At 60.6% G+C, this 24,190-nt stretch carries 27 protein-coding genes; 9 read left to right on the plus strand and 18 right to left on the minus strand.

The window, feature by feature from the left end; all coding sequences use genetic code 11:
- Nucleotides 1-214: 214 nt before the first annotated feature.
- Nucleotides 215-1,648 (minus strand): Glu/Leu/Phe/Val family dehydrogenase, encoded by a 1,434-nt coding sequence (locus ACTF58_RS05225; protein ID WP_438990917.1) that lies wholly within the window; start codon nucleotides 1,646-1,648, stop codon nucleotides 215-217.
- Between the two features lie 463 nt (nucleotides 1,649-2,111).
- Here ACTF58_RS05225 and ACTF58_RS05230 point away from each other — a divergent pair, with 463 nt between their 5' ends.
- Genes ACTF58_RS05230 through ACTF58_RS05240 form a run of 3 tightly spaced genes read left to right on the plus strand, consistent with a single transcriptional unit; the run spans nucleotide 2,112 to nucleotide 4,872 of the window.
- Nucleotides 2,112-3,773 (plus strand): pilus assembly protein TadG-related protein, encoded by a 1,662-nt coding sequence (locus ACTF58_RS05230; RefSeq protein WP_438990918.1) that lies wholly within the window; start codon nucleotides 2,112-2,114, stop codon nucleotides 3,771-3,773.
- The gene (locus ACTF58_RS05235; RefSeq protein ID WP_438990919.1) at nucleotides 3,770-4,300 is read left to right on the plus strand and encodes a TadE/TadG family type IV pilus assembly protein; all 531 of its coding nucleotides are present in this window, start codon (nucleotides 3,770-3,772) and stop codon (nucleotides 4,298-4,300) included. Before ACTF58_RS05230 ends, ACTF58_RS05235 begins: the two co-directional genes overlap by 4 nt.
- A complete protein-coding gene (locus ACTF58_RS05240) occupies nucleotides 4,300-4,872 on the plus strand; it encodes a TadE/TadG family type IV pilus assembly protein (RefSeq protein ID WP_438990920.1) in 573 nt (190 codons plus the stop codon). Before ACTF58_RS05235 ends, ACTF58_RS05240 begins: the two co-directional genes overlap by 1 nt.
- 16 nt (nucleotides 4,873-4,888) lie before the next feature.
- Here ACTF58_RS05240 and ACTF58_RS05245 read toward each other — a convergent pair whose 3' ends face one another.
- Nucleotides 4,889-5,377 carry a hypothetical protein gene (locus ACTF58_RS05245; RefSeq protein WP_438990921.1) on the minus strand — a complete coding sequence of 163 codons (489 nt, stop codon included), beginning with the start codon at nucleotides 5,375-5,377 and terminating at the stop codon, nucleotides 4,889-4,891.
- A 195-nt stretch (nucleotides 5,378-5,572) separates the two neighbouring features.
- Nucleotides 5,573-6,574 (minus strand): NAD(P)-dependent oxidoreductase, encoded by a 1,002-nt coding sequence (locus ACTF58_RS05250; RefSeq protein WP_438991078.1) that lies wholly within the window; start codon nucleotides 6,572-6,574, stop codon nucleotides 5,573-5,575.
- 152 nt (nucleotides 6,575-6,726) lie between these two features.
- Here ACTF58_RS05250 and ACTF58_RS05255 point away from each other — a divergent pair, with 152 nt between their 5' ends.
- Nucleotides 6,727-7,638 (plus strand): pirin family protein, encoded by a 912-nt coding sequence (locus ACTF58_RS05255; RefSeq protein WP_438990922.1) that lies wholly within the window; start codon nucleotides 6,727-6,729, stop codon nucleotides 7,636-7,638.
- Between the two features lie 129 nt (nucleotides 7,639-7,767).
- Here ACTF58_RS05255 and ACTF58_RS05260 read toward each other — a convergent pair whose 3' ends face one another.
- Both ACTF58_RS05260 and ACTF58_RS05265 read right to left on the minus strand, forming a co-directional pair.
- A complete protein-coding gene (locus ACTF58_RS05260; RefSeq protein ID WP_438990923.1) occupies nucleotides 7,768-8,460 on the minus strand; it encodes an HAD family hydrolase in 693 nt (230 codons plus the stop codon).
- A complete protein-coding gene (locus ACTF58_RS05265; protein ID WP_438990924.1) occupies nucleotides 8,457-8,741 on the minus strand; it encodes a DUF3572 domain-containing protein in 285 nt (94 codons plus the stop codon). Before ACTF58_RS05265 ends, ACTF58_RS05260 begins: the two co-directional genes overlap by 4 nt.
- An 84-nt stretch (nucleotides 8,742-8,825) precedes the next feature.
- On the opposite strand from ACTF58_RS05265, the gene ACTF58_RS05270 reads away from it, so the two are divergent.
- Nucleotides 8,826-10,226: a diguanylate cyclase gene (locus ACTF58_RS05270; protein ID WP_438990925.1), complete on the plus strand. Its 1,401-nt coding sequence runs from the start codon at nucleotides 8,826-8,828 to the stop codon at nucleotides 10,224-10,226.
- Between the two features lie 50 nt (nucleotides 10,227-10,276).
- Here the strand turns inward: ACTF58_RS05270 and ACTF58_RS05275 are convergent, their stop codons facing one another.
- From ACTF58_RS05275 to ACTF58_RS05290, 4 genes are all read right to left on the minus strand, one after another.
- Entirely contained in the window at nucleotides 10,277-10,753 is a 477-nt protein-coding gene (locus tag ACTF58_RS05275) for a periplasmic heavy metal sensor (RefSeq protein WP_438990926.1), read from the minus strand.
- Complete coding sequence (locus ACTF58_RS05280; protein ID WP_438990927.1) at nucleotides 10,753-11,175, minus strand: hypothetical protein; 423 nt, start codon at nucleotides 11,173-11,175, stop codon at nucleotides 10,753-10,755. Before ACTF58_RS05280 ends, ACTF58_RS05275 begins: the two co-directional genes overlap by 1 nt.
- Nucleotides 11,162-11,746 (minus strand): RNA polymerase sigma factor, encoded by a 585-nt coding sequence (locus tag ACTF58_RS05285; RefSeq protein WP_438991079.1) that lies wholly within the window; start codon nucleotides 11,744-11,746, stop codon nucleotides 11,162-11,164. Before ACTF58_RS05285 ends, ACTF58_RS05280 begins: the two co-directional genes overlap by 14 nt.
- Nucleotides 11,747-11,821: 75 nt before the next feature.
- Nucleotides 11,822-12,313, minus strand: a complete 492-nt coding sequence (locus ACTF58_RS05290; RefSeq protein WP_438990928.1) for an EF-hand domain-containing protein — start codon at nucleotides 12,311-12,313, stop codon at nucleotides 11,822-11,824.
- A 197-nt stretch (nucleotides 12,314-12,510) separates the two neighbouring features.
- Between ACTF58_RS05290 and ACTF58_RS05295 the strand changes: the two genes are divergently transcribed.
- Together ACTF58_RS05295 and ACTF58_RS05300 are read left to right on the plus strand one after the other, a co-directional pair.
- A complete protein-coding gene (locus ACTF58_RS05295) occupies nucleotides 12,511-12,936 on the plus strand; it encodes a DUF983 domain-containing protein (RefSeq protein WP_438990929.1) in 426 nt (141 codons plus the stop codon).
- Between the two features lie 27 nt (nucleotides 12,937-12,963).
- A complete protein-coding gene (locus tag ACTF58_RS05300) occupies nucleotides 12,964-13,686 on the plus strand; it encodes an NUDIX hydrolase (RefSeq protein WP_438990930.1) in 723 nt (240 codons plus the stop codon).
- 236 nt (nucleotides 13,687-13,922) lie between these two features.
- On the opposite strand, the gene ACTF58_RS05305 is transcribed toward ACTF58_RS05300, so the two are convergent.
- Together ACTF58_RS05305 and ACTF58_RS05310 are read right to left on the minus strand one after the other, a co-directional pair.
- Complete coding sequence (locus ACTF58_RS05305; RefSeq protein WP_438990931.1) at nucleotides 13,923-14,816, minus strand: fatty acid desaturase; 894 nt, start codon at nucleotides 14,814-14,816, stop codon at nucleotides 13,923-13,925.
- Complete coding sequence (locus ACTF58_RS05310) at nucleotides 14,813-15,013, minus strand: DUF2061 domain-containing protein (RefSeq protein WP_438990932.1); 201 nt, start codon at nucleotides 15,011-15,013, stop codon at nucleotides 14,813-14,815. Before ACTF58_RS05310 ends, ACTF58_RS05305 begins: the two co-directional genes overlap by 4 nt.
- A gap of 109 nt (nucleotides 15,014-15,122) precedes the next feature.
- Between ACTF58_RS05310 and ACTF58_RS05315 the strand changes: the two genes are divergently transcribed.
- Nucleotides 15,123-15,995 carry a helix-turn-helix domain-containing protein gene (locus ACTF58_RS05315; protein WP_438990933.1) on the plus strand — a complete coding sequence of 291 codons (873 nt, stop codon included), beginning with the start codon at nucleotides 15,123-15,125 and terminating at the stop codon, nucleotides 15,993-15,995.
- Between the two features lie 116 nt (nucleotides 15,996-16,111).
- On the opposite strand, the gene ACTF58_RS05320 is transcribed toward ACTF58_RS05315, so the two are convergent.
- Genes ACTF58_RS05320 through ACTF58_RS05340 form a run of 5 tightly spaced genes read right to left on the minus strand, consistent with a single transcriptional unit; the run spans nucleotide 16,112 to nucleotide 20,149 of the window.
- Nucleotides 16,112-16,822 carry an SDR family oxidoreductase gene (locus ACTF58_RS05320; protein ID WP_438991080.1) on the minus strand — a complete coding sequence of 237 codons (711 nt, stop codon included), beginning with the start codon at nucleotides 16,820-16,822 and terminating at the stop codon, nucleotides 16,112-16,114.
- A gap of 41 nt (nucleotides 16,823-16,863) precedes the next feature.
- A complete protein-coding gene (locus ACTF58_RS05325) occupies nucleotides 16,864-18,339 on the minus strand; it encodes a carnitine 3-dehydrogenase (protein WP_438990934.1) in 1,476 nt (491 codons plus the stop codon).
- A 25-nt stretch (nucleotides 18,340-18,364) separates the two neighbouring features.
- The gene (locus ACTF58_RS05330; RefSeq protein ID WP_438990935.1) at nucleotides 18,365-18,715 is read right to left on the minus strand and encodes a hypothetical protein; all 351 of its coding nucleotides are present in this window, start codon (nucleotides 18,713-18,715) and stop codon (nucleotides 18,365-18,367) included.
- Nucleotides 18,716-18,758: 43 nt separating this feature from the next.
- A complete protein-coding gene (locus ACTF58_RS05335; protein ID WP_438990936.1) occupies nucleotides 18,759-19,241 on the minus strand; it encodes a lipocalin family protein in 483 nt (160 codons plus the stop codon).
- Complete coding sequence (locus tag ACTF58_RS05340) at nucleotides 19,238-20,149, minus strand: 3-keto-5-aminohexanoate cleavage protein (protein ID WP_438990937.1); 912 nt, start codon at nucleotides 20,147-20,149, stop codon at nucleotides 19,238-19,240. Before ACTF58_RS05340 ends, ACTF58_RS05335 begins: the two co-directional genes overlap by 4 nt.
- A gap of 82 nt (nucleotides 20,150-20,231) precedes the next feature.
- Between ACTF58_RS05340 and ACTF58_RS05345 the strand changes: the two genes are divergently transcribed.
- Nucleotides 20,232-21,197, plus strand: a complete 966-nt coding sequence (locus tag ACTF58_RS05345; protein ID WP_438990938.1) for a GlxA family transcriptional regulator — start codon at nucleotides 20,232-20,234, stop codon at nucleotides 21,195-21,197.
- Between the two features lie 102 nt (nucleotides 21,198-21,299).
- Here the strand turns inward: ACTF58_RS05345 and ACTF58_RS05350 are convergent, their stop codons facing one another.
- A complete protein-coding gene (locus ACTF58_RS05350; RefSeq protein ID WP_438990939.1) occupies nucleotides 21,300-22,343 on the minus strand; it encodes an aldo/keto reductase in 1,044 nt (347 codons plus the stop codon).
- Nucleotides 22,344-22,494: 151 nt separating this feature from the next.
- Nucleotides 22,495-24,165 carry a SulP family inorganic anion transporter gene (locus tag ACTF58_RS05355; RefSeq protein WP_438990940.1) on the minus strand — a complete coding sequence of 557 codons (1,671 nt, stop codon included), beginning with the start codon at nucleotides 24,163-24,165 and terminating at the stop codon, nucleotides 22,495-22,497.
- Nucleotides 24,166-24,190 lie beyond the last annotated feature (25 nt).

Raw genomic sequence — 24,190 nt, forward strand, 5'->3', positions numbered from 1 at the left:
GGGAGGGGCTGACCCCCTCTCGGCAGAATTGGTGCAGCCAATTCGCCTGCCGGGGCAAAGGATAGCCGGGCCGCTATTGCGGCTGTTAACCGGCTGGGTGCTCCCAATCGAAGGTCCGCTCTGGGCTCGAAGCCGCCCTTCGCCGCATCCCCCCAAACCAAAAAGGCAGCCCGAAAGCTGCCTTTTCTTACTTTTTATCAAGCTCTCGAAGAATTCAAAGCCCCTTGGCGCGGTAGCTCGCCGCCACCTTGCGGATCGCCACAAGATAGGCCGCCATGCGCAGATCAGGCACATCGTCGCGCTCGTGCCAGACTTCGCGCATACTCTGGTAGGCCGTGCGCATGGTGTCGTCGAGGCCCGAGCGCACAAGCTCAAGCTCGTCTGCGCCGCGCAGGTATTTGGCCTTGAAGTCGGGCGTCATAGACCACGCATCGCCCAAATGGCGGCTCAGGCGCTCAAGCTCGCTCACGATCAGCTCGTGGCGCGCCTCTTCCTGCCGGCGGCCCATGCGGCCAAAGCGGATGTGGCTGAGGTTTTTCACCCACTCAAAATAAGACACCGTCACACCGCCCGCATTGGCATACATATCAGGGATAATCACACAGCCCCTGTTGCGCAGGATCTCGTCGGCCCCCGCCGTCACAGGCCCGTTCGCCGCCTCGATCATCAGCGGCGCTTTGATCCGCTCGGCGTTGCCAAGGTTGATCACGCCTTCAAGCGCGGCGGGAATAAGAATGTCGCACTCTTCCTCCAGCACAAGCGCGCCATCCGCCACATATGTCGCATCAGGGAACCCCGTGACGCCGCCGTGCTTGGCGATCCAGCCATGCACCGCGTCCACATCCAGCCCCTTGTGGTTCACAAGCGCGCCATCGCGCTCGATAATCCCCGTGATCAGCGCGCCGTCTTCGTCGCCAAGAAACTTCGCCGCATGGTAGCCCACATTGCCCAAGCCCTGCACAATAATGCGCTTGCCCTCAAGCTTGCCTTCCATGCCCGCCTTGGCCACATCTTCAGGGTGGCGGAAGAACTCGCGCAGCGCATATTGCACGCCGCGCCCCGTGGCTTCCGTGCGGCCCTGAATGCCGCCCGCGTTGATCGGCTTGCCCGTCACACAGGCGGCCGCGTTGATATCGGTTGTGTTCATGCGGCGGTATTGGTCGGCAATCCACGCCATCTCGCGCTCGCCCGTGCCCATGTCGGGCGCAGGCACGTTCTGGGAGGGGTGGATCAGGTCGCGTTTCGCCAGCTCATAGGCAAAGCGGCGGGTGATCAGCTCAAGCTCGTGCTCGTCATACTGGCGCGGATCAATGCAAAGCCCGCCCTTGGAGCCGCCAAACGGCGCTTCCACAAGGGCGCATTTATAGGTCATCAAAGCCGCCAGCGCTTCCACTTCGTCCTGATTGACCCCGAGAGAATAGCGGATGCCGCCCTTCACAGGCTCCATATGTTCGCTGTGCACCGAGCGATAGCCTGTAAACGTCTGGATCTGCCCGCGCAGACGCACGCCAAAGCGCACCGTATAGGTCGCGTTGCAGACCCTGATCTTCTCCTCCAAACCGGGCGGCAGGTCCATAACCGCCACCGCGCGGTTAAACATCAGGTCCACGCTTTCGCGAAAACTCGGCTCTTTAATGTTTGCGTTCATACTGCCTCTCCCTCGGCCTCAGCCGTTCTGCGAATGCCGCGCCGCAGCGACTCAGCCATCCTGCGCATATTTGTCGCACCTATCAGGCCAAGGGCCAACCCGTCTTTCAGCCATTCTAACCTCAGAATATTAACAAATCGCTTGCGAGCCTTCAGGCCAGCCCCGAACCGGCCCTGAAACCTTAATTCAAATTTGTCTCTTTGTTGAAGCGTTTGAAACAGTCGCCAAAATTGGATCGGATCGGTTCCAAAACACCTTGTTTTTCTTGAAAAAACCACATTTCTCGCCTCAATTTCGCCACAGAACTGAACGACTAAAAGCCTTGGACCGTTGTGTTCTGGCCCCTTCGGGCTGCCTCGGGCTGCGGCCTCTGCATTGCGGCTTCTGGCGCGATGATTTGGGGGCATTGTGTCACGAGTCAAAGTTTAAACATTTCCCAGCCTGCTGGGGAGGAGACGTTGAAATGGAACCGACAAGAGCCAGATCGCGGCCAGCCCGCGCCGCCTTAAGGCCAAATGCGCCGCACTTGGCGTCTGTGCTACGTCGCTTTGCCCGCGAGGAAGATGGCGTGATCGTCGCCTTTTCCGTCTATTTCATGTTGATCATCCTATTGGTTGGCGCAATTGGCGTAGATGTCATGCGCTACGAATCCCAGCGCTCGCGCCTGCAACACGTGCTCGACCAAGCCGTGCTGGCCGCCGCCGATCTTGATCAGCTCAGCCCCCCCGCCGAGGTTGTGGCCGATTATTTCGCCAAATCAGGCCTCCCGAACGCCGAACTTCTCACCACGGTTGTTGATGATGGCATAAACTACCGCGAAGTCCGCGCCACCGCCCGCGAGGTCATGCCAACCCAGCTCAGCCATATGCTCGGCATTGCCGAAATGTCGGCCCCCGCCGCCTCTGCCGCGCGTGAGCAGGTCGACTCTGTCGAAATATCACTGGTCCTTGATATCTCCGGCTCCATGCGCAACCGTCGCATCCAATACCTGCGCCCCGCCGCAGTCTCTTTTGTCGATACCGTTCTGGCCCTGTCAGATGACAATGATGTCTCGATCTCGCTTGTTCCCTACGCCACACAGGTTTCCGCTGGTCAGCCCCTTCTGTCGCAGTTCAACCGCGCTGACAGCCACGACTATTCACATTGCATCAACTTCGAGCCGGCTGACTTCACCACGACAGCCATGTTCCCCGCCTCAAACAGCGGCCACAACTACCAGCAAACCATGCATTTTGACGTCTTCGCATACGCCAATGATCCCCAAGGCCTCAGCGATGAGCCAAACACGGGCAGCTGGTGGCGTCATAGCCCGCGCTATCATGCCAAACCCATCTGCCACGTCAGACAAAGCTCCCAGATTTTGCCAGTCAGCAACGATGTGTCCGCCCTCCACAACCAGATCAATGCGCTGGTCGCCGATGGCAACACCTCGATGGACATTGGCGTCAAATGGGGCGCAGCCCTGCTTGATCCAAGCCTGCAACCCGTGGTCAGCAATCTTGTCGCTAGCAATACCATTGACAACGCCTTTGAGGGCCGCCCCCTCTCCTATGACGACCCCAACAGCATCAAGGTGCTTGTCCTGATGACCGATGGTCAAAACACCAGCCAATATATCATGCGGCCCCACTTCCGCACAGGCAACTCCGATGTCTATTATAACGCAAGCAATGATCGCTACGCTGTCTTTCGCAACGAACGTTATTACTACCAGACAGAGAGCGGCGCGCGTATGATCCGCGCTGAAGACTGGTCATGGTCGCAGCCAAGCGGCTTCACACGCCTGCCCTATCAGGATCTCTTCGCGCGGGTCAGCCTGTCGTGGATTGCCGCATATTTCTATCAGGATATCGACCCCCAATTCTGGAACAACTGGTATGCCTTCCCCTCAACCCCGACATACGGGGGCGTCAAGGACAACCGCCTGCAAGATACCTGCGATGCCGCCAAGAACAACGGGATCGTGGTCTATACCATTGGCTTTCAGGCTCCCGAGGACGGGATCAGGGAGCTGCTCGAATGCGCCTCCTCGCCGAGCCACTTCTTTGATGTGGAAGGTCTCGAAATCGAAGATGCCTTCTCCGCCATCGCCCAGTCGATCAGCCAACTAAAGCTTATCCAATGACGCGGTTCTTTCACTCTTTGCGCAGCTTCAAACGCGACGAAGACGGCAACGCAACGGTCGAGTTCGCGATCCTGTTTCCGTTCTTTGTCTTTATGTTTTGCGCTGCGGTAGAGCTTGGCATGATCACATTCCGCCACTCCATGCTGGAGCGCGGGCTTGATCTCGCCGTGCGCGATGTGCGCCTTACCACAGGCGCCAATTTCCAACATGACGACATCAAAGACATGATCTGCGAATACGCAGGCTTTCTCCCCGATTGCCAAAACCACCTGTTCCTTGAAATGGAGCCGCTGAATATGCGGGCCTATGTGGCCCCGAGCAGAAACACCAACTGCTTTGACATCACCCAGACAACAAATCCGGCCCGCAACTTTCGCAACGGCACACAAAACCAGATGATGATTCTGCGCGCCTGCTATACGTTCCGCCCCATTTTCCCGCTCACCGGCCTTGGCCGTCATCTGGAGTGGCGCCAGCGTGAAGCCTGGATGATTGCCACCTCCGCCTTCGTTCAGGAGCCGCTCTGATGCTCTGGTCCTATCTCAAATCGCGCCTCAAAGCCTTTCGCGAAGAAACAGGCGGCACCGTCTCGGTCGAATTCATCATCATGGCGCCCATCGTCTTTTGGGCCTATGCCTCGATGTTTTCGTGGTTTGACGCCTATCGCCAAGTCAGCGTCCATCAAAAAGCCGCCTTCACCATTGCCGATATGATCAGCCGCGAAACCGAGCCGCTCAATGGCCTCTATATCAACTCGACCCGCCGGTTGGCCCAGTTTCTCACCCGCGCGCCAGAGCTGCCAGATCTGCGCATCTCGGTCATTCGCTATGTCGAGCGGATCGACCAGTTTCGTCTCGATTGGTCGCAACATCGCGGCGATATAGAACGCTTGCGCCACACAGATGTGCGCAAATGGCATGACAAGCTGCCGATGCTGGTGGATGGCGAGCGGATTATTCTGGTCGAGACAAAGATGTCATATACCCCGCCCTTCCTCTGGGGGCTGATGGAAAACCATGACCTGTCCACATTCGTCTTCGCGCGCCCGCGCTTTGCGCCGCAAGTCTGCTTTAACGTCTGCCGCACCTACCCCAACTAGGGTTGGGCAGACGCCCTCACCGGCCTTGCGCCCCCGCAGCCTCAAGCAGCGCGCGTTCGATCGCCTCCGCCATCCGCTTGGCCTCGGCCCCGCTGACCGCGCCGCCAATCGCCGCGCGTTTGCCCGCGCGCCAGTAGAGCCCCATGCACCAGCGCGGCTCATACTCGCGGGTGAGGTTCAGCATAAACCCGTTTGAGGGACGAAACGAAAAATGCGTGCGCGTCAGGCTCTGAACATCGTCCAGCCGCACAACCAGTTGGCCTTGGCTGTCCTCCAGACGCCCCTCCACAAGGCGCAGGCTCTCGCCCGTGTCGCGCCAGAGTTTCAGAGCCGAGATCAGCAACACCGCCGCCAGCGCCCAAACAAGCCCCTGCCCGAACAGAGACGCAGGCGGCGCTGTCATGGCCATATTCAAAAGCAACGCCGCCGTCAGCGCCACCAGCCCCGAAGAAAACCAGCGCCGAAACGGGCTGGCCTTCAGTTCGACTTCGATTGTGTTTGTCATCTGCGCGCTCCCGTCGGCTGTGCATTGCTGCACGCTCTTCCTAACCGCGCAGAGCGCACGCTGCATTATTTAATTTTCTCTTAAAAAACCTGCTGTATGGGCGGTGCACGCATGGTGCACGGGTGGTGCACACATATCACCCCCCTAGAATCAGCGCTCAAAGCGGCCCGTTAACCAAGCGGGCCGCTCCGTTTACTATCGCTTCACAATCACCTCTGCGCCGCGCTCTTCCGGCTCGTCATCCGTCATTTCCGCAGGAAAGCCGGGCGCCGTCACATCAAGCCCTGTCGCCTCCTCCAAGCGCTTGATAATATTGGGCGAAAGCTCGCGCGGGCCAAAGCGGCTGATGCCGTCTTGGAAGATATTGATGAGCAGCGGGTTCAGCTCGAGCGGCACACCCGCTCGGTCGGCAACCTCTTGAAAAAGCCCGATATCTTTGGCCACCAAATCCATGGTGAACGAAATATCGCGACTCCCGTTCAGGATCACCTGCCCCTCGGTCTCATGCACAAAGCTCGTGCCCGACGAAATTGCCATCGCCTCATAGGCCACCCCAAGATCCATACCCGCGCCCTTGGCCACAGTCAGCGCCTCCGCCACAGAGACCAGATTGGCCGTCGCCAAAAAGTTCGTCAGAACCTTCAAAACAGAGGCCGAGCCAAGCGCACCGGTGTGCAAAACACGCCGCCCCATAATGGTCAGAAGCGGCAATATGCGCTCGAATGTTTCGCGCTCACAGCCCGCAAAAATAGAGATATTGCCCGTATCCGCACGGTGACAGCCCCCCGAAACAGGACAGTCCACAGCCGCGCCCCCCGCCGCGATAACCTCAGCGCCAATGCGCTTCACTTCGGCCTCGTCGGTCGTGCTCATTTCCATCCAGATCTTGCCCTCACACACCTCTGGCAACATCTCCTTGAGCACAGCCGCACTCGCCGCAGGGCTTGGCAGACAGGTGATCACAGCATCGCATTCCCGCATCATTCTGGCGGGCGACTCACCAGCGAGCGCCCCGGCCGCAACCTTGGCCTTAACAAAGTCTTCGTTGAGATCATGCACCATAATCTCGACCCCGTTGCGCAAAAGAGAGCCCGAAAGTTTCCCCCCAACATTCCCAAGCCCAATAAATCCAACCTTCATGCCACGCTCCTTGTTCTGCGATCTGCCGCTTGTGTGATGCTCCCCTCTGCGCCGCAGGGCTGCTGGCCTACAAGCGACATCAGAACAGCGTTTTCAGGCACATCACGCGCCTTCTGTGCGCAAACGCACAGGCAGCCCCACACCAAGCAGAATTGCGCCAAAAGCTGCGCACGCCTAGTTTACGTTCAACAGCAACAGGAGCATGTCCCATGTCCATTCGCCCCATTCTCGAAACCCGCCCCGCCCAACCCACCATGGAAGGCGCCGGCGTCCACCTCCACCGCGCCTTTGGCTTTCATGATCCGTCCGAGCTTGACCCGTTCCTTCTCTTTGACGACTTCAGAAACGAAATTCCCGCCCATTACGCCAAGGGCTTCCCGTGGCATCCACACCGCGGCATCGAAACCATCACATACGTCTTGTCAGGCGAAGTCGACCACGCCGACAGCCTCGGCAACACAGGCCGCCTCGGGGCGGGCGATGTGCAATGGATGACAGCAGGCTCGGGCATCATGCATCAGGAAATGCCACGCGGAAATGCGAACGGCCAGATGCACGGCTTCCAACTTTGGGCCAATCTCCCGCGCGATCTCAAAATGACAGACCCGCGCTACCAAGACGTTGAATCCAAAGAGATTCCAGAAATCATCGACGATGACGGAACCCGCGTGCGCGTGGTGACAGGAGAGTTCTGGGGCAAGCGCGGCCCCGTAGACGGGATCGCGGCAGACCCGCAATATCTCGATGTTTTCGTGCCCGCAGGCGTCAAGAAAACATTGCCCATAGACACCTACCGCCGCGCCTTTGCCTATGTCTTTGAAGGTCATGGGGCCTTTGCCGACGCCTCCGCGCCCTCTGGTGTCTTACTTGAAAAAGAGGTCATGGGCGAAGAGGTCAACATCCGCGATATGTCAGGCGACCGAACCCTCATCCGCTTTGGCACAGGCGACAGCGTCACAGTGCAAGCCGGAGAAGAAGGTATCCGCTTCCTCCTGATCTCTGGCGCACCGATCCAGGAGCCGGTCGCATGGCACGGGCCCATCGTCATGAACACCAAAGACGAAATCCGCCAAGCCATGTCAGACCTGCGCAACGGCACCTTTATCAAGCCTGCCCATTAAAACGCAGCGCTCTCACAAGGCTTTTTCTTTCCAGAAATATCCTGGGGGTGAGGCTTCAAAACCTTGGTTTTGAAGCCGAGGGGGCAAAGCCCCCTCCCCCGAGCGTATTGGCAAAGCCAATGCGCAACTTCACGCCAGCCCAAGCCACTCCGGCAAATGTCCGATGTCTGGCAGAACCACATCCGCCAGCGGCGCAAGCGTCCCCTCATCAGCCATCCCCGTCAGCACAGCCACGGTGCGCATCCCCGCCGCACGGCCGGCGCGCAAATCATGGGTGCTGTCTCCAACCATCACCACCGCTTCAGGCACCACGCCAACCGCCAGACAAAAGGCCAAAAGTTGCCCCGGCGCAGGTTTGCCGCCATAGCCGCTGTCAAAGCCGGCCACAAAGTCAAAGGCCTCCATCACACCCGCGCTCGCCAGATGCGCCAGCGCTGGCGCTTCGGCGTCATTTGTGGCCACACCAAGCTTCAGCCCCGCCGCGCGCAGCCCCGTCAACAATGGCCGCAACGGCACAGCTTCGGCTTGTGGCGCCCTGCCCGCTTCCTCATTGAGCAGCTCCACAAGCGCGCCCTCTTCCCATTCTGGCAAATGGGCCGCCAAAGCCTGCGCAATTTCCGAAGGCATCCCCGCGATCACAATCGAATTTGATGTGAAATGCTGACTGTCAAAATCAAATCCCACCGCCTCCGCCATCTGGCGGGCATGGGCCTCATCGCGCGCCAAGCGCCGCAAAAACGCCAGCGCCCATGCCTCCCATGTGCTCGCAAAGTCAAACAGCGTGCCGTCCTTGTCAAAGACTATGGCTTCAATAGCCGTCATGTCCAACTCACCTGCTCTCCCCCGGGCAAGGCCGCACGGGCCATCTTTGGCTGCTCATAGCTCAGCCCTTCTGCCTCGCAAAATCCCATCACCCAGGCATCATCCATTAACAAAAAATCAAGCACAGAGGCCAAAAAAGCAGGATCTCCCGCACTGGCCTTGATCGCCGCGACATCGGCCCCGCTTGCGCCAAGAAACACAGGCATCAAATCCTCGTTTCCCGCCAGCCAGATCAGTGCTTTCAGACCGATATCCTCGGCGGCATTTTGCGAAACAGACATTTTTTAACTCTCTTGGAAAGGTTTTCTTAACCACTCTTGGGCAATGTCATAGTTAATCACAAGTTTAAAAAGGTGTTCGGTGCCATGCCACGCAAAGTCTTAATCGTTGAAGACATCGCGACCAATCGGATCGTGCTCAACGTCAAGCTTTCTGCTGCGGGCTATGACGTCGTTCAAGCCACAAGCGCTGAAGCGGGCCTCGCCACAGCGCTCACGACACAGCCTGATGTCGTGCTGGCCTCCGCCCGCCCCGACAAAATGAGCCCCGAGCATTTCCTGCGCGCGTTCGGCGAAAACCCGCAGCTCGCCAAACTCCCCGTCATTATGCTGATGGAGGGCTATAATCCTGCCGCACGGCTCAAACTGCTCAAGGCAGGCGCGGCTGATGTCATGTGCCATCCGCCCAAGATCGGCGCCTTGCTGGCGCGCTTTCGCTCGATTTTGCGCCGCCACGACAGCCGCGAAGACGCTCTTTTGACAGAGCAGATGGCGCAGTCTCTCGGCTTTAGCGAAGCGCCGAGCGGCTTTGTGTCTCCGGCGCGTGTCAGCGTCACAACAGCTGCCCCCACCCGCGCCAAAGCCTGGTGTGCCGCCCTCGGCAACGCCCCCGATTGCCAGATGTTGACCTGTGACGCCACCAAGCTGCTTGACGAGCGCACAGGCCCCAGCCCCGATGTGCTCGTGGTTGAGCTTCAAGCCGATGCCCCCGAGGCGGGGCTGTGTTTGCTGGCCGATCTGCGCGCCCACCCACGGACCCGTGACGCAGGTTTGATCGCCGTGCTCGATCGTCCGCTGGAGACACTCTATTGCGATGCCATGGACCGTGGCGCGGATGATGTTCTGCCACACGGGTTTTGCCCGATAGAGCTAGGCCTGCGTATCCGCCAGCTCGCCACACACAAAAAGCGCAATGACCACCGCCGCGCTTATATGCACGAAGGCCTGCGCGCCGCCGTCACAGACCCGCTCACAGGGCTCTACAACCGCCGCTTTGCCGCGCTCAAACTCGCCCAGACCTTGGCCGATTGCGAAGCCACGGGTCAGAGCTGCGCCGTCATGGCGATAGATGTGGATCACTTCAAGCGGGTGAATGACGAGCTCGGCCACAGCGCAGGCGACACCGCCCTGATCGAGCTTGCCGCCGTGTTGCAACATAGTCTGCGCGCTGAAGATCTTGTTGCGCGGATCGGTGGGGAGGAGTTCTTGGTCGTTATGCCTCGCACCCCTCATGGCCTTGCCCAAGAGGTCGCCGACCGGCTGCGCGCCATCGTGGACGCTCACCCGTTTCATCTTGCCGGAAATGCGCCGCTTCAGCATATCACAGTCAGTATCGGCGTCGCCGTGCAGGAGCCGCGCCCGGAGAGACTCCGCAGCGACATCCCCGACCTTGCCGAAGCCTTGATCGCCCGCGCAGATGATGCGCTTTACCGCTCCAAGCGCCATGGCCGCAATCAAGTGACCATGAGCATTCGCACAGCCGCCTGATCTGACACGCGCCCTCGCGCGCCCTATGGGGTGCGCGTGTCGTTTTTGCGTCAGTCTTTCTTTGGCCCCCGCGCCATAGCGCTCTCCAAACGCGCGGCCAAAGCTGCACGCTGCGCCGCGCTCATCGTTTCAAACCGCGCCAGCATCGCCGCCTCGGCCGCATTGCGCGTTTGGCTCATATGCGCCGATTTACGCATCAACGCCGCCTGCATCGCCGCGCCGTCATAAGGCTCGGCGCGCAAAGCCGCCGCCACATCGCCCAGCGCGGCCTTCTGCCCCGCCCAAAAGGCGCGCCGCCCGCCGCCCTGCGCCTCTTTCACAGCCTTGCCAATGGCGCGACGGTCGTCCTTGTCCAGAACCCGCACCAAAAGGTCGGAATGCCCGCGCGCCTCATAGGGCCCCGCGTGCCGCATGACCCCGCCCACAAAGACACCCGCAACCAGAAGGTTCAGCGCCAAGGAGCCAATCAACACCGCCTTCATCTTGCGGCTCATTTTCGGCTCTGCTCTGTTCTCAGTCTGCGTCATCACACCTCTCCCAATCCGGCCAGATAGTCATATTCCGCCCCAAGGCTCTCCAAGTTCGCCGCCGTGCCAAAATCAGACAGCCCAAGGCCGTCCCCCAGCCCCAAGCTCTGGCTCATGCCCAGCCAAAGCCCGAAGGCCGAAGCCGTCGCCAGCCCGCCAAGTCCGCCCCAGCCGCCAATCATGTCAAACAGCCCCTCAAACAGCGCCACGCGCGACCTGACCTTGGGCTGATGCGCCGCCGCCGCCGCCGTCATCGTCATCGACGTCATCGGGGCGGCCTCAAATCCCGCCTGCACCTGCCGCGCATCCGCCATAACCCGCGCCAGAAGGGCCGTGTCAGGCGGCATAGCATCCCGCTTGGCGGCCTCAAACAGGGCGTCCAAACCCGCGTCACTTAGGTGGTTCTGTTCAGTCATCTTCATACCCCAGTTCATCCTTGCGCCCCTCAAGAGCCGCTTTCAAAGCCCGCTTGCCACGCGCTGTCAGGCTTTCAACCGCCTCGATCTTCACATCCATAATCGCCGCAATCTCGGGGTTTGCCAGCCCCTCGATATGGCGCAAAACAACCGCCTGTCGCTGTCGCTCGGGCAAAGCGTTCAAGGCCTCTTGCAAAGCCTCCACGCGGGCGCGCTCTTGCAATTGCGCCTCCACGCTTGCCGCCCCGTCCTCGGGCTCGGCCACAGCCTCTAGCGCCACGCTGCGCCGCTTGCGCAAACGGTCGGTGCAGGCATTGGCCACAACGCGGTAAAGCCATGTCGTCACTTTGGCCTCGCCCTGCCGCCAGTCGGGCGCGACCCGCCAAAGCTTCATCATGGCCTCCTGCGCCACATCTTCCGCCTCGGCCCTGTCGCCCAAAAGGCGATAGGAATGCGCCAACAGCACAGGCACAAGCCGCAGCGTCAAAACCTCGGCTGCGCGCGCGTCCCCCCTTGCAAACAGCAAAAGAAGCGCCTCGTCCCCCAATGTTTCCGTTTCATCCAGCGGCATTTGCATCATTCCATCGGCCTAGCCCCGTGCAGGCCTTGTGGCAAGTGCGCAAGGCCTTTGACCCTGCGCACAGCTTGTATTTCACTTCTCGGCTTTGTCGCGGTCATATCCGTGGCCGTCGCGGTGCATCTTGCCCATTTTACGCATCTTGCGCATCTCGTCCTTGCTCAAAAAGCCGTCCTCATCCGCATCAAGCTTGTCAAACATCTTGGCATGGCGCTCGCCATCTTTCATCTCCTCAAAGCTCAACGCGCCGTCTTTGTCCGCGTCAAACCGCTCCAGCATCTTGCCAAAGCGCTTTTCGGCGCGGTTTTTGCCCTCTGCGCTGATTTCCTCTGCCGAGATTTTGCCGTCCTTATTGGCGTCGGTGCTCGTAAAGCGCGCCGCAGGCCCCGCTTCAAGCTCGGCGCGGCTGAGCTTGCCGTCTTTGTCAGCGTCAAGTTGCTCAAAGCGCATCTCGCCGCGCGGCCCATGCTCGCCCTTGCCGTGCATCTTGCCAAAGGCCAAGGCACTTGTGCCCGCCGCGGCAAGGCTCACTGCGACAATAACGGCCACTGCTTTATTCGATTTCATCTGGTATCTCCTCGGTCTTGCTGCGCTCCTGTTGTGCAGCTTCTGAGGCTGATACGCGCCCCTGCGCGCTTTCCGTCGCAGCTCAAACACAAAACAACCACAAAAGTCGCGACATCCCGCCGCAAGGACAGACTGCCCCCTTTATCCAAGCGGTTTTCTCCCGCACTCTATCGCAAAACCCAGATCACGGACCGCATATGCCCCACACCGACCAGACCCTCGCCCAAAGTCACGCGCCCGGTGAGGCGCCCAATGAGGCCCTGCGCCCCCTCAAGCCCGCCCTCCTCAAAGGCTGGCGGCGCAAATGCCCGCAGTGCGGCAGCGGTGCCTTGCTCAAAGGCTATCTCAAGGTCCACAGCGAATGCGCCGTCTGCGGCGAAGATTTCACCCCCCAGCGCGCCGATGACGGCCCCGCCTATCTGACAATTCTCGTGGTCGGGCACCTGATGATCCCACTCTTGCACATTGCCTTCGTCTACTACCGCCCCGAGCCACTTGCCCTCTTCACCATCTTCGCGCTTGGCACCACCGCACTCACCCTATACCTTCTCCCCAGAATGAAGGGCGCAGTGATCGGCTTTCAATGGGCCCGCCGGCTGCACGGCTTTGACGGCCCCGCATGATCACAGAAGCGCCCGTTTGAGGGCCAGATGACACAACCGATTGACAAAACAGCCATCCGCAACGCCGCCACAGTGATCGCCCTGCGCGACCGCTTCACAGCGCCCAAGGTTCTCATGGGCCAGCGCGGCGAAAAAGCCGCCTTCATGCCCAACAAGTTCGTCTTTCCCGGCGGCGCACTGGATGAAGACGACTTCAATGTCCCCCTCGCCGAAGGCTTTCATCCGACCTGTGCCGCCCGCCTCGCCGAAGGCTGCGCGCGCGATATTTCGCCCGCCCTCGGCGTCGCCGCGATCCGCGAACTCTGGGAAGAAACCGGCCTCATCCTCGGCGCCAAAGGCGACTGGCGCGGCGATGTCCCCGACGATTGGGAAGACTTCGCCAAAGCAGGCTACCGTCCCTCCGCGCGCCCGCTACAATTCGTCTTTCGCGCCATCACCCCGATGGGCCGCCCCCGCCGCTTTGACGCTCGCTTCTTTCTCGTTGACGCCGATGAAATCGCCTCTGATCTGGATGATTTCTCAAGAGCCGAAGACGAGCTCTCCCACCTGCAATGGATCCCGCTGGATGAGGTCCGCAGCTTCGATCTGCCCTTCATAACCGAAGTGGTGCTCGCCGAAGTCGCCCACCGCGCCCCCGTCACAGAGCCGCCAGGCAATGTGCCTTTTTTTCACAACGGCGAGGAAGAAAGCCTGTTTCTGCGCCTCGGCGGGCGCGGCCCCCTCACAGGCCGCCAGATCACAGGCGACTGAGCTCTCCCGCCAGAGCAGGGCCTCTTCGGTCTTTCTTTTTGCCAGAAATATCCTCGGGGGTCTGGGGGTGAAACCCCCAGCGGGTCGGATGTGCAAAGCACATTCGAAATCCCCTCCCTACAGCCACACCAGCCCAAGACAGGCGCGTTCCCAAGCTGAAGCTGAGGCTGAGCCCGCAAACCCCCGCCGCCGGAGCAGAAAGGATAACCCGGCTCATCGCCCCTATCGGCGCAGGCCTAGTCGCTGGGCCAGAGCGGATGCGGCACAGGGTCTTTCGCGCGCCAGAAATACTTCAAAAAAACATGAGCATAAGAGCGGTAATAATAGCCGTCATTCTTGCCCAGAAAGGCCGCCCGCTCGGAGCGGAACAATGCCGGCAGCCGATACCAGGGCACGCCAGGGCGCTCATGATGCACCACGTGATAGTTGTTGTTGAGAAACAAAAGTGAGAGCAGCCCCCGATCCTCGACAATCACAGTGCGCCCCTGACAGGCCTCATGTGCGCGATGCTCCAGATAGGTGCGTATTTTCAACACCCCGAGCGCCGCATAACTGGCCAAAAAGAACGCCCAGAGCGGCATATCGCCAACAGCCAGCACCCACCAGATCACAAGCGCCACCGCAGGAATATGCACAAGCCACGCGCGCAAAGCCGCAGTGTCCCCCGCCCTGATCGCGCGCCAGTCCTCGCGCATAAAGAAAAACTGCCCCACAGCAGGCCCAATCACAATACGCCCCAGCAACCTGTTGTTAAACCTCAGCAAAGCCTGCCCCCAGCGCGGCATCACAGCCCAGACCTTGGGGTCGCGATAATTGCTCTCAGGGTCGTCATAAGGATCGGTCAGGTTCTCATCCCGATGGTGAATCAAGTGCAGATCGCGAAACCGCCCATAGGGGATCACCAGAGACAGCTGCACAAAAACAAGCGTCTCATTCAGCCATTTCAGCCGCGTCGGATGCCCGTGCAGCGCCTCATGACAAAGCGAGGAATGCAGCACCGCCGCCAGCATAACGCAAAACATTCCCAAAGGCAGCCAGAGTTCTGCCGCCCATGTCGTGCCAAGCGCCCAAAGCCCGTAGGTGCCCACCAATAGCCCGAGCGTCGGCCATTCGACCGCCGCAACCCTCACACGCGCCCCCAAGCGATACCCGCCCAGAACCGCTCATACCCGATATACATCACAAAGCCGACGCAGGTGTTCACCAGCGCCATAGCCCCCCCCACAACAAAAGATCCTGTCACCATGAACCCGACACAGCTCATCGTCACAAACCCCAAAAGGTTCCACACTAAAGCCTTTGTGAAGCTCCGCCAGCGGTTGTCCAATCTCTACTCCAGCTCTTGTTACGGTCACAAAACCGTTACACAGCCCGCCCGCCGCCGCGCAGTCCGAATATGATTAACATTTCTAAGCATTGGTGATATAAATCAACATATGCAGGATAAATTAGACAAACGCCTCCGCGCTGCCCAGTTCCGCCAACGCCTCGCCAGCGCCATGAACAGCGCTGGCCAAAGTCAAGCCGCCCTCGCCCGCCAGATCAGCGTCGACCGCTCGACCATTTCCCAGCTGTTGTCAGGTCAGGGCGCCCGCCTGCCCAACGCACAGGTGGTGGGCGAATGCGCCGCCGCCCTCGGCGTTTCCGCCGATTGGCTGCTGTCGCTCTCCGACAGGCCCGAAACAGCCGCTGCTCTGCTGGCCAATTCCCTGACCCTCACAGAAGCCCCCCGCGCGATGATTGATGAGCAGATTTTCCAGTGGCACAGAGAGGCCGCAGGCTACAAGATCCGCCATGTCCCCGCCGCGCTCCCCGATATGCTCAAAACCCGCGAGGTGCTGACATGGGAATATGCGCCCCATCTGGGTCGCACCACAGAGCAAGCCATCGGCGCGATGGAAGACCGGCTCACCCTCCTGCGCGAAACGCCCTCAGACTACGAAATCGCCCTGCCACTCTATGAAATCGCCAGCTTCGTGCACGGTGAGGGCTACTATCGCGGCCTGCCACTCGCCGCCCGCCGCGCCCAGATCGCCCGCTTCAAAGAGCTGCACGACCAGCTCTACCCGCGCCTGCGGATTTACCTCTTTGACGCCCGCCGCCTGTTCTCCTCGCCGATCACAGTCTTCGGCCCGCTCCTCGCCGCGCTCTATGTCGGGCGCGACTATCTCACCTTCCGCGACCGCGAGCGCGTCGCCGCCCTGACCCAACATTTTGACGCGCTCGTGCGTGAGGCCCGCGTCACAGCCCGCGACTTTCCCGCTCACCTCGACAGCCTCGCCGCCGAGCTGCCCCCTGAGCGCCCCTGATCCTTTCTTTTTGCCCCAAATATCCTGGGGGTCTGGGGGCAAAGCCCCCAGTTTAACCTGCGTCTGGGGCAAAGCCCCCAGCTCTGCCTGCGTCTGGGGGCAAAGCCAATTCGCCCTCAGACTTTCGGATCAGGGTTCTCCGTATGCCCGTCCACAGCAATAACTTGCCCGCTCACAAGCCGCGCTTTGTCCGAGCCAAGGAACACCGCCATATTAGCAACATCCTCAGCGCTCACAAAGCTGCGCATCGAGGTGCCCGCCGCATAGCCCTCATAAACCGCGTCCCGCGTCATGCCCTTGGCCCGCGCTTCGCGCGCCAAAACGCCTTCCATACGCGCGCCTTCCACCGCCCCGGGGCAGATCGCATTGGCGCGGATGCCGTAAGGGCCAAGCTCCATCGCCAGTGTTTTCATCAGGCCGATCACCGCCCATTTTGCCGCCGCATAGGGCGCGCGAAACGGATAGCCATATTGCCCCGCCGTCGAAGAGGTCAGCACAATCGAGCCGCTCAAAGCGCTCTTCATAAGAGGCGTGGCATATTTCGCCGCCAGAAACGCCCCCTCAAGGTTCACGCTCACACAGCGCTGCCAATCCGAGAGCGCAATCTCTTCCACAGGGGCCGTCGGCCCCGCAATGCCCGCATTGGCACAGAGCACATCCAACCGCCCCCAGCGCGCGTCCAGCTCGGCAAAAAACTCGGCCATGGCCGCCTCGTCTGAGGCGTCCACATCCGCCGCACCCCAATGCGCTGGCAGCTGTGCAAGCGCCGCCTTATCCACATCCGTCACCCAGACTTCAGCGCCCTCCGCCGCAAAAGCCTCCGCCATGGCGCGCCCGATTCCGGACGCGCCCGCTGTAATCAAAACCTTCACCGTGGCGCACCGATCGCGCGGCCAAGCCCCTCAGGCGCGGGCAGGCTGGAGTGAGCTGTCGCCACCTTGACCAAAGCCGCCTCGATCTCTGCCGCAGGCGGTGCCGCACGGCGCGTCGCCAGATCAACGTGCAAAAGCATATGCTCCCCCGTCGCCAAAACCCGCGCACCCTCACACATTTCATGCCACAGATGCATCTTCTTGCCCTCCCCCAGAATGACTTGCGTGCGCACGGTTATTTTCGCCCCCGCATGGACTTCATCAAGATGGCGGATATGCGTCTCGGCGGTAAAGTAGCTGCCACCACTGGCGATATACGCCGCATCACAGCCGATCATTTCCATAAAGCGGTCGCTCGCGTCAGCAAAGGCCTGCAAATAACGGCTCTCGGTCATATGCCCGTTATAATCAAGCCAATCGAGCGGCACCACACGGTGCAGCGTCAGCACAGGCTGGCCCAGATCCGCAATATCATCCACACGGCCCACAATCCCCGCGCCCGCGCGCAGCGTTTTGTCGTGGGCGTTTTGCAAAGCGCCCGCACCCCAGTCGTTCGCCCCAAGGCTGCGCATCATGCCAACAAGATTGTCGTCGCGAATGCGCTCAAGCTCGCGGATAGAATGCATACCCGACTGCGCATCAGACTGGTCGGCAATCGCGTCAACAAGCTCGTCCGTCAGCTCGGGCACATCCATAAGCTTGGTCCATGGCCAGCTGAGGCACGGCCCGAACTGCGCAATAAAGTGGCGCATCCCTGCCTCGCCGCCCGCAACACGATAGGTCTCAAACAAGCCCATCTGCGCCCAACGAATGCCAAAGCCATAGCGGATCGCATTGTCGATCTCCTCGGTCGTGGCGATCCCGTCCTTGATCAGCCACAGCGCCTCGCGCCAGACCGCCTCAAGAAAGCGGTCGGCAATATGCGCATCAATCTCTTTCTTCAGATGCAAAGGATACATCCCGATGCCAGAGATGACCTCTTTCGCAGTGGCAATCACATCGGCACTGTTCGCCTCCGTGCTCACCAGCTCGACCAAAGGCAGCAGGTAAACAGGATTGAACGGATGCGTCACCACAATCTGATGCGCATTTTTCATGCCCGCCTGAAGCTCGCTTGGCTTATAGCCCGAGGTCGAAGAGCCGATCACAGCACCGCGCGGCACACAGTCGGCCAGTTGCGCATAGACCTTATGCTTGATGTCGAGCCGCTCAGGCACAGATTCCTGAACCCAGAGCGCGCCCACGCAGGCCTCTGCCAGATCACTGTGAAAGCTCAAGCGCCCCTCTTCAGGCAGCGCCATATTGCCCAGCCCCGGAAGAGAGCGGCGCGCATTGTCCAACACTTCGCCAATCTTGCGTTCCGCCTCGGGGTCAGGGTCAAACACCCGCACATCCCATCCATTGAGCAAAAAGCGCGCAGCCCAGCCGCCGCCAATAACCCCACCACCAATGATAGCAGCTTGTTTTGTCATCTTTTCTTCGTCCTTCAAAGGTTAATCAATCTACGCAAATCGTGGCCGCTTTGCCGCCCGTCAAAACGTCATGACAGCCAAAATATGGCGTCACAGGGGTGCAGCTTCGCGTCTTCGCCAAGCAAAATCCCGCACAATCAGAATTGTCACGACAAGATTTGCCCGCATCAGGCTGCGCTGCGGCGCATTGCGGCCCTGCAAGCCCCACAACCATGCGCCCGCCAGCGGCCTCACAGTCCTGCGCCACCAAAAGCGGCGAGCGCCCGCTCGTGGCGTCAGGGCCACCCGCCGCGCCACCTGAGGTTTGCGCCATCTGGCAAGACGCCAGCACCGCCACCGTCAGCAAAGCCGCCCCAATTGCAAAAATCCGTCTCATGGCCTCCGCCCCCTCTGTCTTCACGTCTTCATCCCGCCCCGCCTCAGGGGCGCATCACCATCTGGCCCAGATCATAGCCGTTAAACTCAAGCATCTCCCGCGCCGCCTGTATCCGGTCCGCCCCGCCGCCTGCCTTGCGGTCCAGGATCAGCCCAAAGCGCCCGTCAGGCGTCCCAATCACCGCCGTGCGAAAGTCTTCATCCACCCAAAGCACCCAATAGTCCGCCGCCTGCCCCGCAAGCCGAAAGCGCCCCGGCCCCGTCACCTCACCCTGCGCCGCGCGGCCCTCGCTGCGCCAGACAAACCGCCGCGCCCCGCGCGCCTTGATCGTCACACGCTGCAAGTGGTCGTTCGGATAGGCCCCCCGCACCGCCCAGTCGCCCTCAAAGCGCGCCAGATCAAACCGCAGTGTCGAGGCAATCATCACCGCGCTGTCGCGATAACTCTCAAAGGCAGCCTCTGGCACAGACACAGGCACACAGCCCGCCAGCGCCAGAGACGCCGCCAAGAGCCAGCCGGGCCTCACCCCTTCGGCGCTTGCTTTGTCAGCCTGAGCTTCTCACGCACAGCCTCAGGCCCGATGACTTTCGCGCCCATGTTCTCAATGATCGTGACAGCGCGCTCCACAAGCTGGTCGTTTTCCGCCAAAACGCCCTTATCGAGCCAGAGGTTGTCCTCAAGCCCGACGCGCACATTGCCCCCCGCAAGCACCGAGGCCGCAACATAAGCCATCTGGTTGCGCCCCAAGCCAAAGGCGCTAAAGGTCCACTCGCTCGGCACATTGTTCACCATCGCCATAAAGGTATTGAGATCATCAGGCGCGCCCCATGGCACGCCCATGCAGAGCTGCACCAGCGCATCAGGCTCAAGCACGCCGTCCGCCACAAGCTGCTTGGCATACCAAAGATGCCCCGTGTCAAACGCCTCAATCTCGGGCTTGACCCCAAGCTTGGTCATCATGCCGCCCATCGCGCTCAGCATTCCCGGCGTGTTGGTCATCACATAATCGGCCTCGGCAAAGTTCATCGTGCCGCAATCCAGCGTGCAGATCTCGGGCAGGCATTCCGCGATATGCGCCACGCGCTCGCTCGCTCCGACCATGTCTGTTCCCTCGGCAAGCGGAAACGGCGCTTCAGAGCTGCCAAAGATAATATCGCCGCCCATGCCCGCTGTAAGATTGAGCACAACATCCGTGTCTGCGTCCCGCACGCGGTCTGTCAGCTCGCGATAAAGCTTCAAGTCGCGGCTCGGCTTGCCTGTCTCTGGGTCGCGCACATGGCAATGCACCACAGCCGCGCCAGCCTTGGCCGCCTTGATCGCGCTCTCGGCAATCTCCTTGGGCGAGCGCGGCACGTGCGGGCTGCGGTCTTGGGTGCCGCCCGAGCCTGTCACAGCGCAGGTGATGAAAACCTCTTTGTTCATAGTCAATGGCATCTGCGAATCCTCTTCTGCATGGCGTGTCTCCCGAAGTATCACCGCTCTTGCGCTGCCTCTTTTGATCTTTTACGAAAATAATATGACCCAAGCCGAAAAAATCATATCAAAACCGCTCGACACAGCCGTGCTCGTGCTTGGCGACAGCAACACGCTGAGCTTCGCCGCCGCCGTTGACCCCTTGCGCGCCGCCAACCGCCGCGCAGGCCGCGCGCTGTTTTCGTGGCGCTTTGTGACGCCGACAGAGGCCCCCGTCCGGCTCACCTCGGGCATAGAGGTTCACGGAACACCCCTTGCCGCCGTCGAGGCCTGCGATGTGTTGATCGTCGTGGCGGGGTTCAATCTTGACGCCCACGCGACGCCCCACCTGCTCGCCGCCCTGCGCCGCCTCGCCCCCCGCGCGGGCCAGATCGCAGCGATTGATGGCGCAAGCTGGCTTCTGGCGCGCGCCGAGCTGCTCAATGGTCAGAGCGCCACCACCCATTGGGAAGATCTGGAGCGCTTCGCCGCGCGCTTTGAGGCGGTCGAAACCCTGCCCCACCGCTTCGTTCAGTCCGGCAAATTCGCCACAGCAGGCGCCGCCATGCCGGGCCTTGATATGATGCTGCGCCTGATCGGAGAGCACTTTGGCGCGCGCCTGGCCCAAGAGGTCGCAGGCGCTTTCCTGCATGATCCCTCCCAGCCCGCCGACCTGCCGCAAAACCCCGCCAGCCGTCAAAGCCTCGCGCGCCATCACCCCGCCGTCGCCCGCGCCCTCGCGCTGATGCAATCCCACGTCGAAACACCCCTCAGCATCGCCGCGCTCGCCGCGCGCCTGTCGCTCTCGCCGCGCGTGCTGGAGTTGCGCTTCAAAGCCGCCCTCGGCCAAAGCCCCAAGGCCACCTACCTCGCGCTGCGTCTCTCCGAGGCCCACCGCCTCGCGCTCGATACGTCCCTTCCCGTGCAAGACATCGCTCTGGCCACAGGTTTTGCCTCCCAAGCCAGCTTCGCCCGCGCCTTCCAGAAAGCCCACGGCCGCTCCCTGCGCGCCCTGCGCCAAGAGCGCTAAACAGCGGCTTCCTCTTTCTCTAAATATCCTAGGGGGCGCGGGGGACAACGTCCCCCGCCACGGTCGGATTTCGCGCAGCGAAATTCGAAGCCTCAGCCCCCGTCAATAGGGCATCGGATGCGCCTTATGGGCCGCATCAATCTCCGCCAGAACCTCGCTTGAAAGGCTCACATCTGCCGCGCCAAGAGCGTGTTCAAGCTGGCCCAGCGTCGTCGCCCCGAAAATCGAGCTGCCCATAAAGGGCCGCGTCAGCGTCCAGGCCAGCGCCATATGCACAGGGTCAAGCCCGTGGCGCTCAGCAATCGCCAGATAAGCCGCCACAGCCTCAAGCACCCGCGGCGTCATCCGCCCGCCCATCTCGGGCACAAGGCTCTTGCGCGAGCCGTCAGGCACCTGCCCGCCCTGATATTTGCCGCTCAAAAACCCGGCCGCCAGCGGCGAAAACGCCAGCAAACCCACATCCTCATTCACGCTCATCTCGGCCATATCGGTGTCATACAAACGGCAGAGCAGCGAATATTCGTTCTGCACAGAGGCCACACGCGGCCCGCCGACCCGCTCGGCCGCCTGAAGCCACTGGCACGTCCCCCAAGCGCTCTCGTTTGAAAGCCCGAAAGCGCGGATCGTCCCGCGTTCGACTTCTTTGTGAAGCGCGCCCAAAGCCTCTTCCATATGGGCTATCGTCTCGGCGCGGTCCTGCCCGCTCGGGTCATAGGTCCAGTTCTTACGAAACATATAAGAGCCACGGTTGGGCCAGTGAAACTGGTAAAGATCAATCACATCGGTCTTCAGCCGCGCAAGGCTCCCCTCAATCGCGGCAGGGATCGTCTCAGCCGTGATCGGCGCGCCGTCGCGCACATTCATGTAGCCCTCGCCCGAATGTTTTGTCGCCAAAACAACTTCGCTGCGCCGCCCTGTCTTTTCAAACCAGTTGCCAAGGATACGCTCCGCGTCGCCCTGCGTCTCGCGGCTCAAAGGGTTCACAGGATACATCTCCGCACAGTCCCAGAACTGCACCCCATGATCGAGCGCCATATCCATCTGCGCATGGCTGTCGGCCTCGCTTGTCTGCGTGCCAAAGGTCATGGTGCCAAGGCACATCTCGCTCACAGGTATCCCTGTGCGTCCAAGTTCACGCTGCTTCATCTGTCGCCCTCATGTTTTATCTCGGTCGCACTCTGCCTGCCTGCGGCGCAATGTCAAATCGCACCTGCGCTCAAATAGAAAGAGCCGCCTGCGCATCTGCACAGGCGGCGCTCATACTGGCGGCTCTTACTGTTGGCTCGCCATGAAAGGCTTAGTGACCGCTTTCCAGAATGCCTGTCTGCACATCATAATCCACAGCCAGCGCATAATCAGGGTCATCGTCGCTATCGACCATAAGATGCCCAGCCTTGTTGAGGAGCTTGTGGCAATCGCGGCTCAAGTGACGCAAACGGATCTGCTTGCCCGCCGCCTCATAGCGCGCCGCCAAAGCCTCAATCGCCTGCAACGCCGACTGATCCACAACGCGGCTTTCTTTAAAGTCCACAATCACAAGATCAGGGTCGCTCTCGACCTCAAAAATCTCGGCAAACCCGTCGCTTGAGCCAAAAAACAGCGGTCCCTGAATTTCATAGACTTTCGCGCCCTCATCCGTGGTCGACTCGCGCGTGACAGCATGAATGCGCGTGGCGTTGTTCCACGCATAAGCCAGCGCCGACACAATCACACCCACAACAACCGCAATCGCAAGGTCATAGGCCACCGTCACAATCGTCACCAAAACAGTGACAAAAGCGTCATTGAGCGGCACCCGCCGCAGGATTGTGAGCGAGTTCCAAGCAAACGTGCCGATCACCACCATAAACATCACACCAACCAAAGCAGCCAGCGGGATTTGCTCAATCAGAGGCGAGGCAAACATAATGAAGATCAACAAGAACAGCGCCGCCGCAATCCCCGCAATCCGCGTGCGCCCGCCAGATTTTACATTGATCATGCTCTGCCCGATCATCGCACAGCCGCCCATGCCGCCGAAAAAGCCGGTCACAACATTGGCCGCACCCTGCGCCATACATTCCTGCGAGGCCCCGCCGCGCTTGCCGGTGATCTCGCCCACAAGGTTCAGCGTCAGCAAGCTTTCGATCAGGCCAATCGCCGCCAGAATAACGGCATAAGGCAGGATAATATAAAACGTCTCCATATTGAGCGGCGCAAGCGCTGTGCCGTAAAGCCCCTCACCCGTGCCAAACGGGTTGTGAAAGCTCGGAAAGCCGCCCTTGATCGAAGCCAGATCGCCCACACGCGGCACCTCAAGCCCAAGCACAATCACCAAAATCGCCACGATCCCGATCCCCGCCAAAGGCGCAGGCACAAACCGCGTCACCTTGGGCATCACCCAAATAATCGCCATGGTCAGCGCCACGAGGCTCAGCATCATCATCAAAGGCGTGCCCGTGAGCCACTCGCCCCCGCTCATGCCGTGCCCTGTGTTGACCATCGACCCCGGCACTTTGAACTGCGTCATCTGCGCAAGAAAAATAACAATCGCGAGGCCGTTCACAAACCCGAGCATCACAGGATGCGGCACAAGGCGGATAAACTTGCCCCAATGCATCGCCCCCGCAAAGAGCTGCAACAGCCCCATCAAAACGACCGTCGCAAAAAGATATTCCACCCCGTGCTGCGCCACCAGCGCAACCATCACAACCGCCAGAGCGCCCGTCGCCCCCGAGATCATTCCGGGACGCCCGCCAAACACCGCCGTAATGAGGCCAACCAGAAACGCCGCGTAAAGCCCAACCAGCGGATGAACCCCCGCAACAAAGGCAAAGGCCACCGCCTCAGGCACCAGCGCAAGCGCCACAGTCAGCCCCGCCAGAAGTTCGATCCTAAGCCGTGAGACGCTCCAAGGCTCATCAGGCATCAGCCGCAAATCAGGCATGGCAATTCGGTTGGCAAAAGCAGCCATAAGGGCGCGTTTCATATTCTCGGTCCTACTCGGGTCATCA

Origin of the sequence: Lentibacter sp. (genome assembly GCF_965657785.1) — a bacterium.
In the GTDB taxonomy this organism is placed as follows: Bacteria; Pseudomonadota; Alphaproteobacteria; order Rhodobacterales; family Rhodobacteraceae; genus Lentibacter.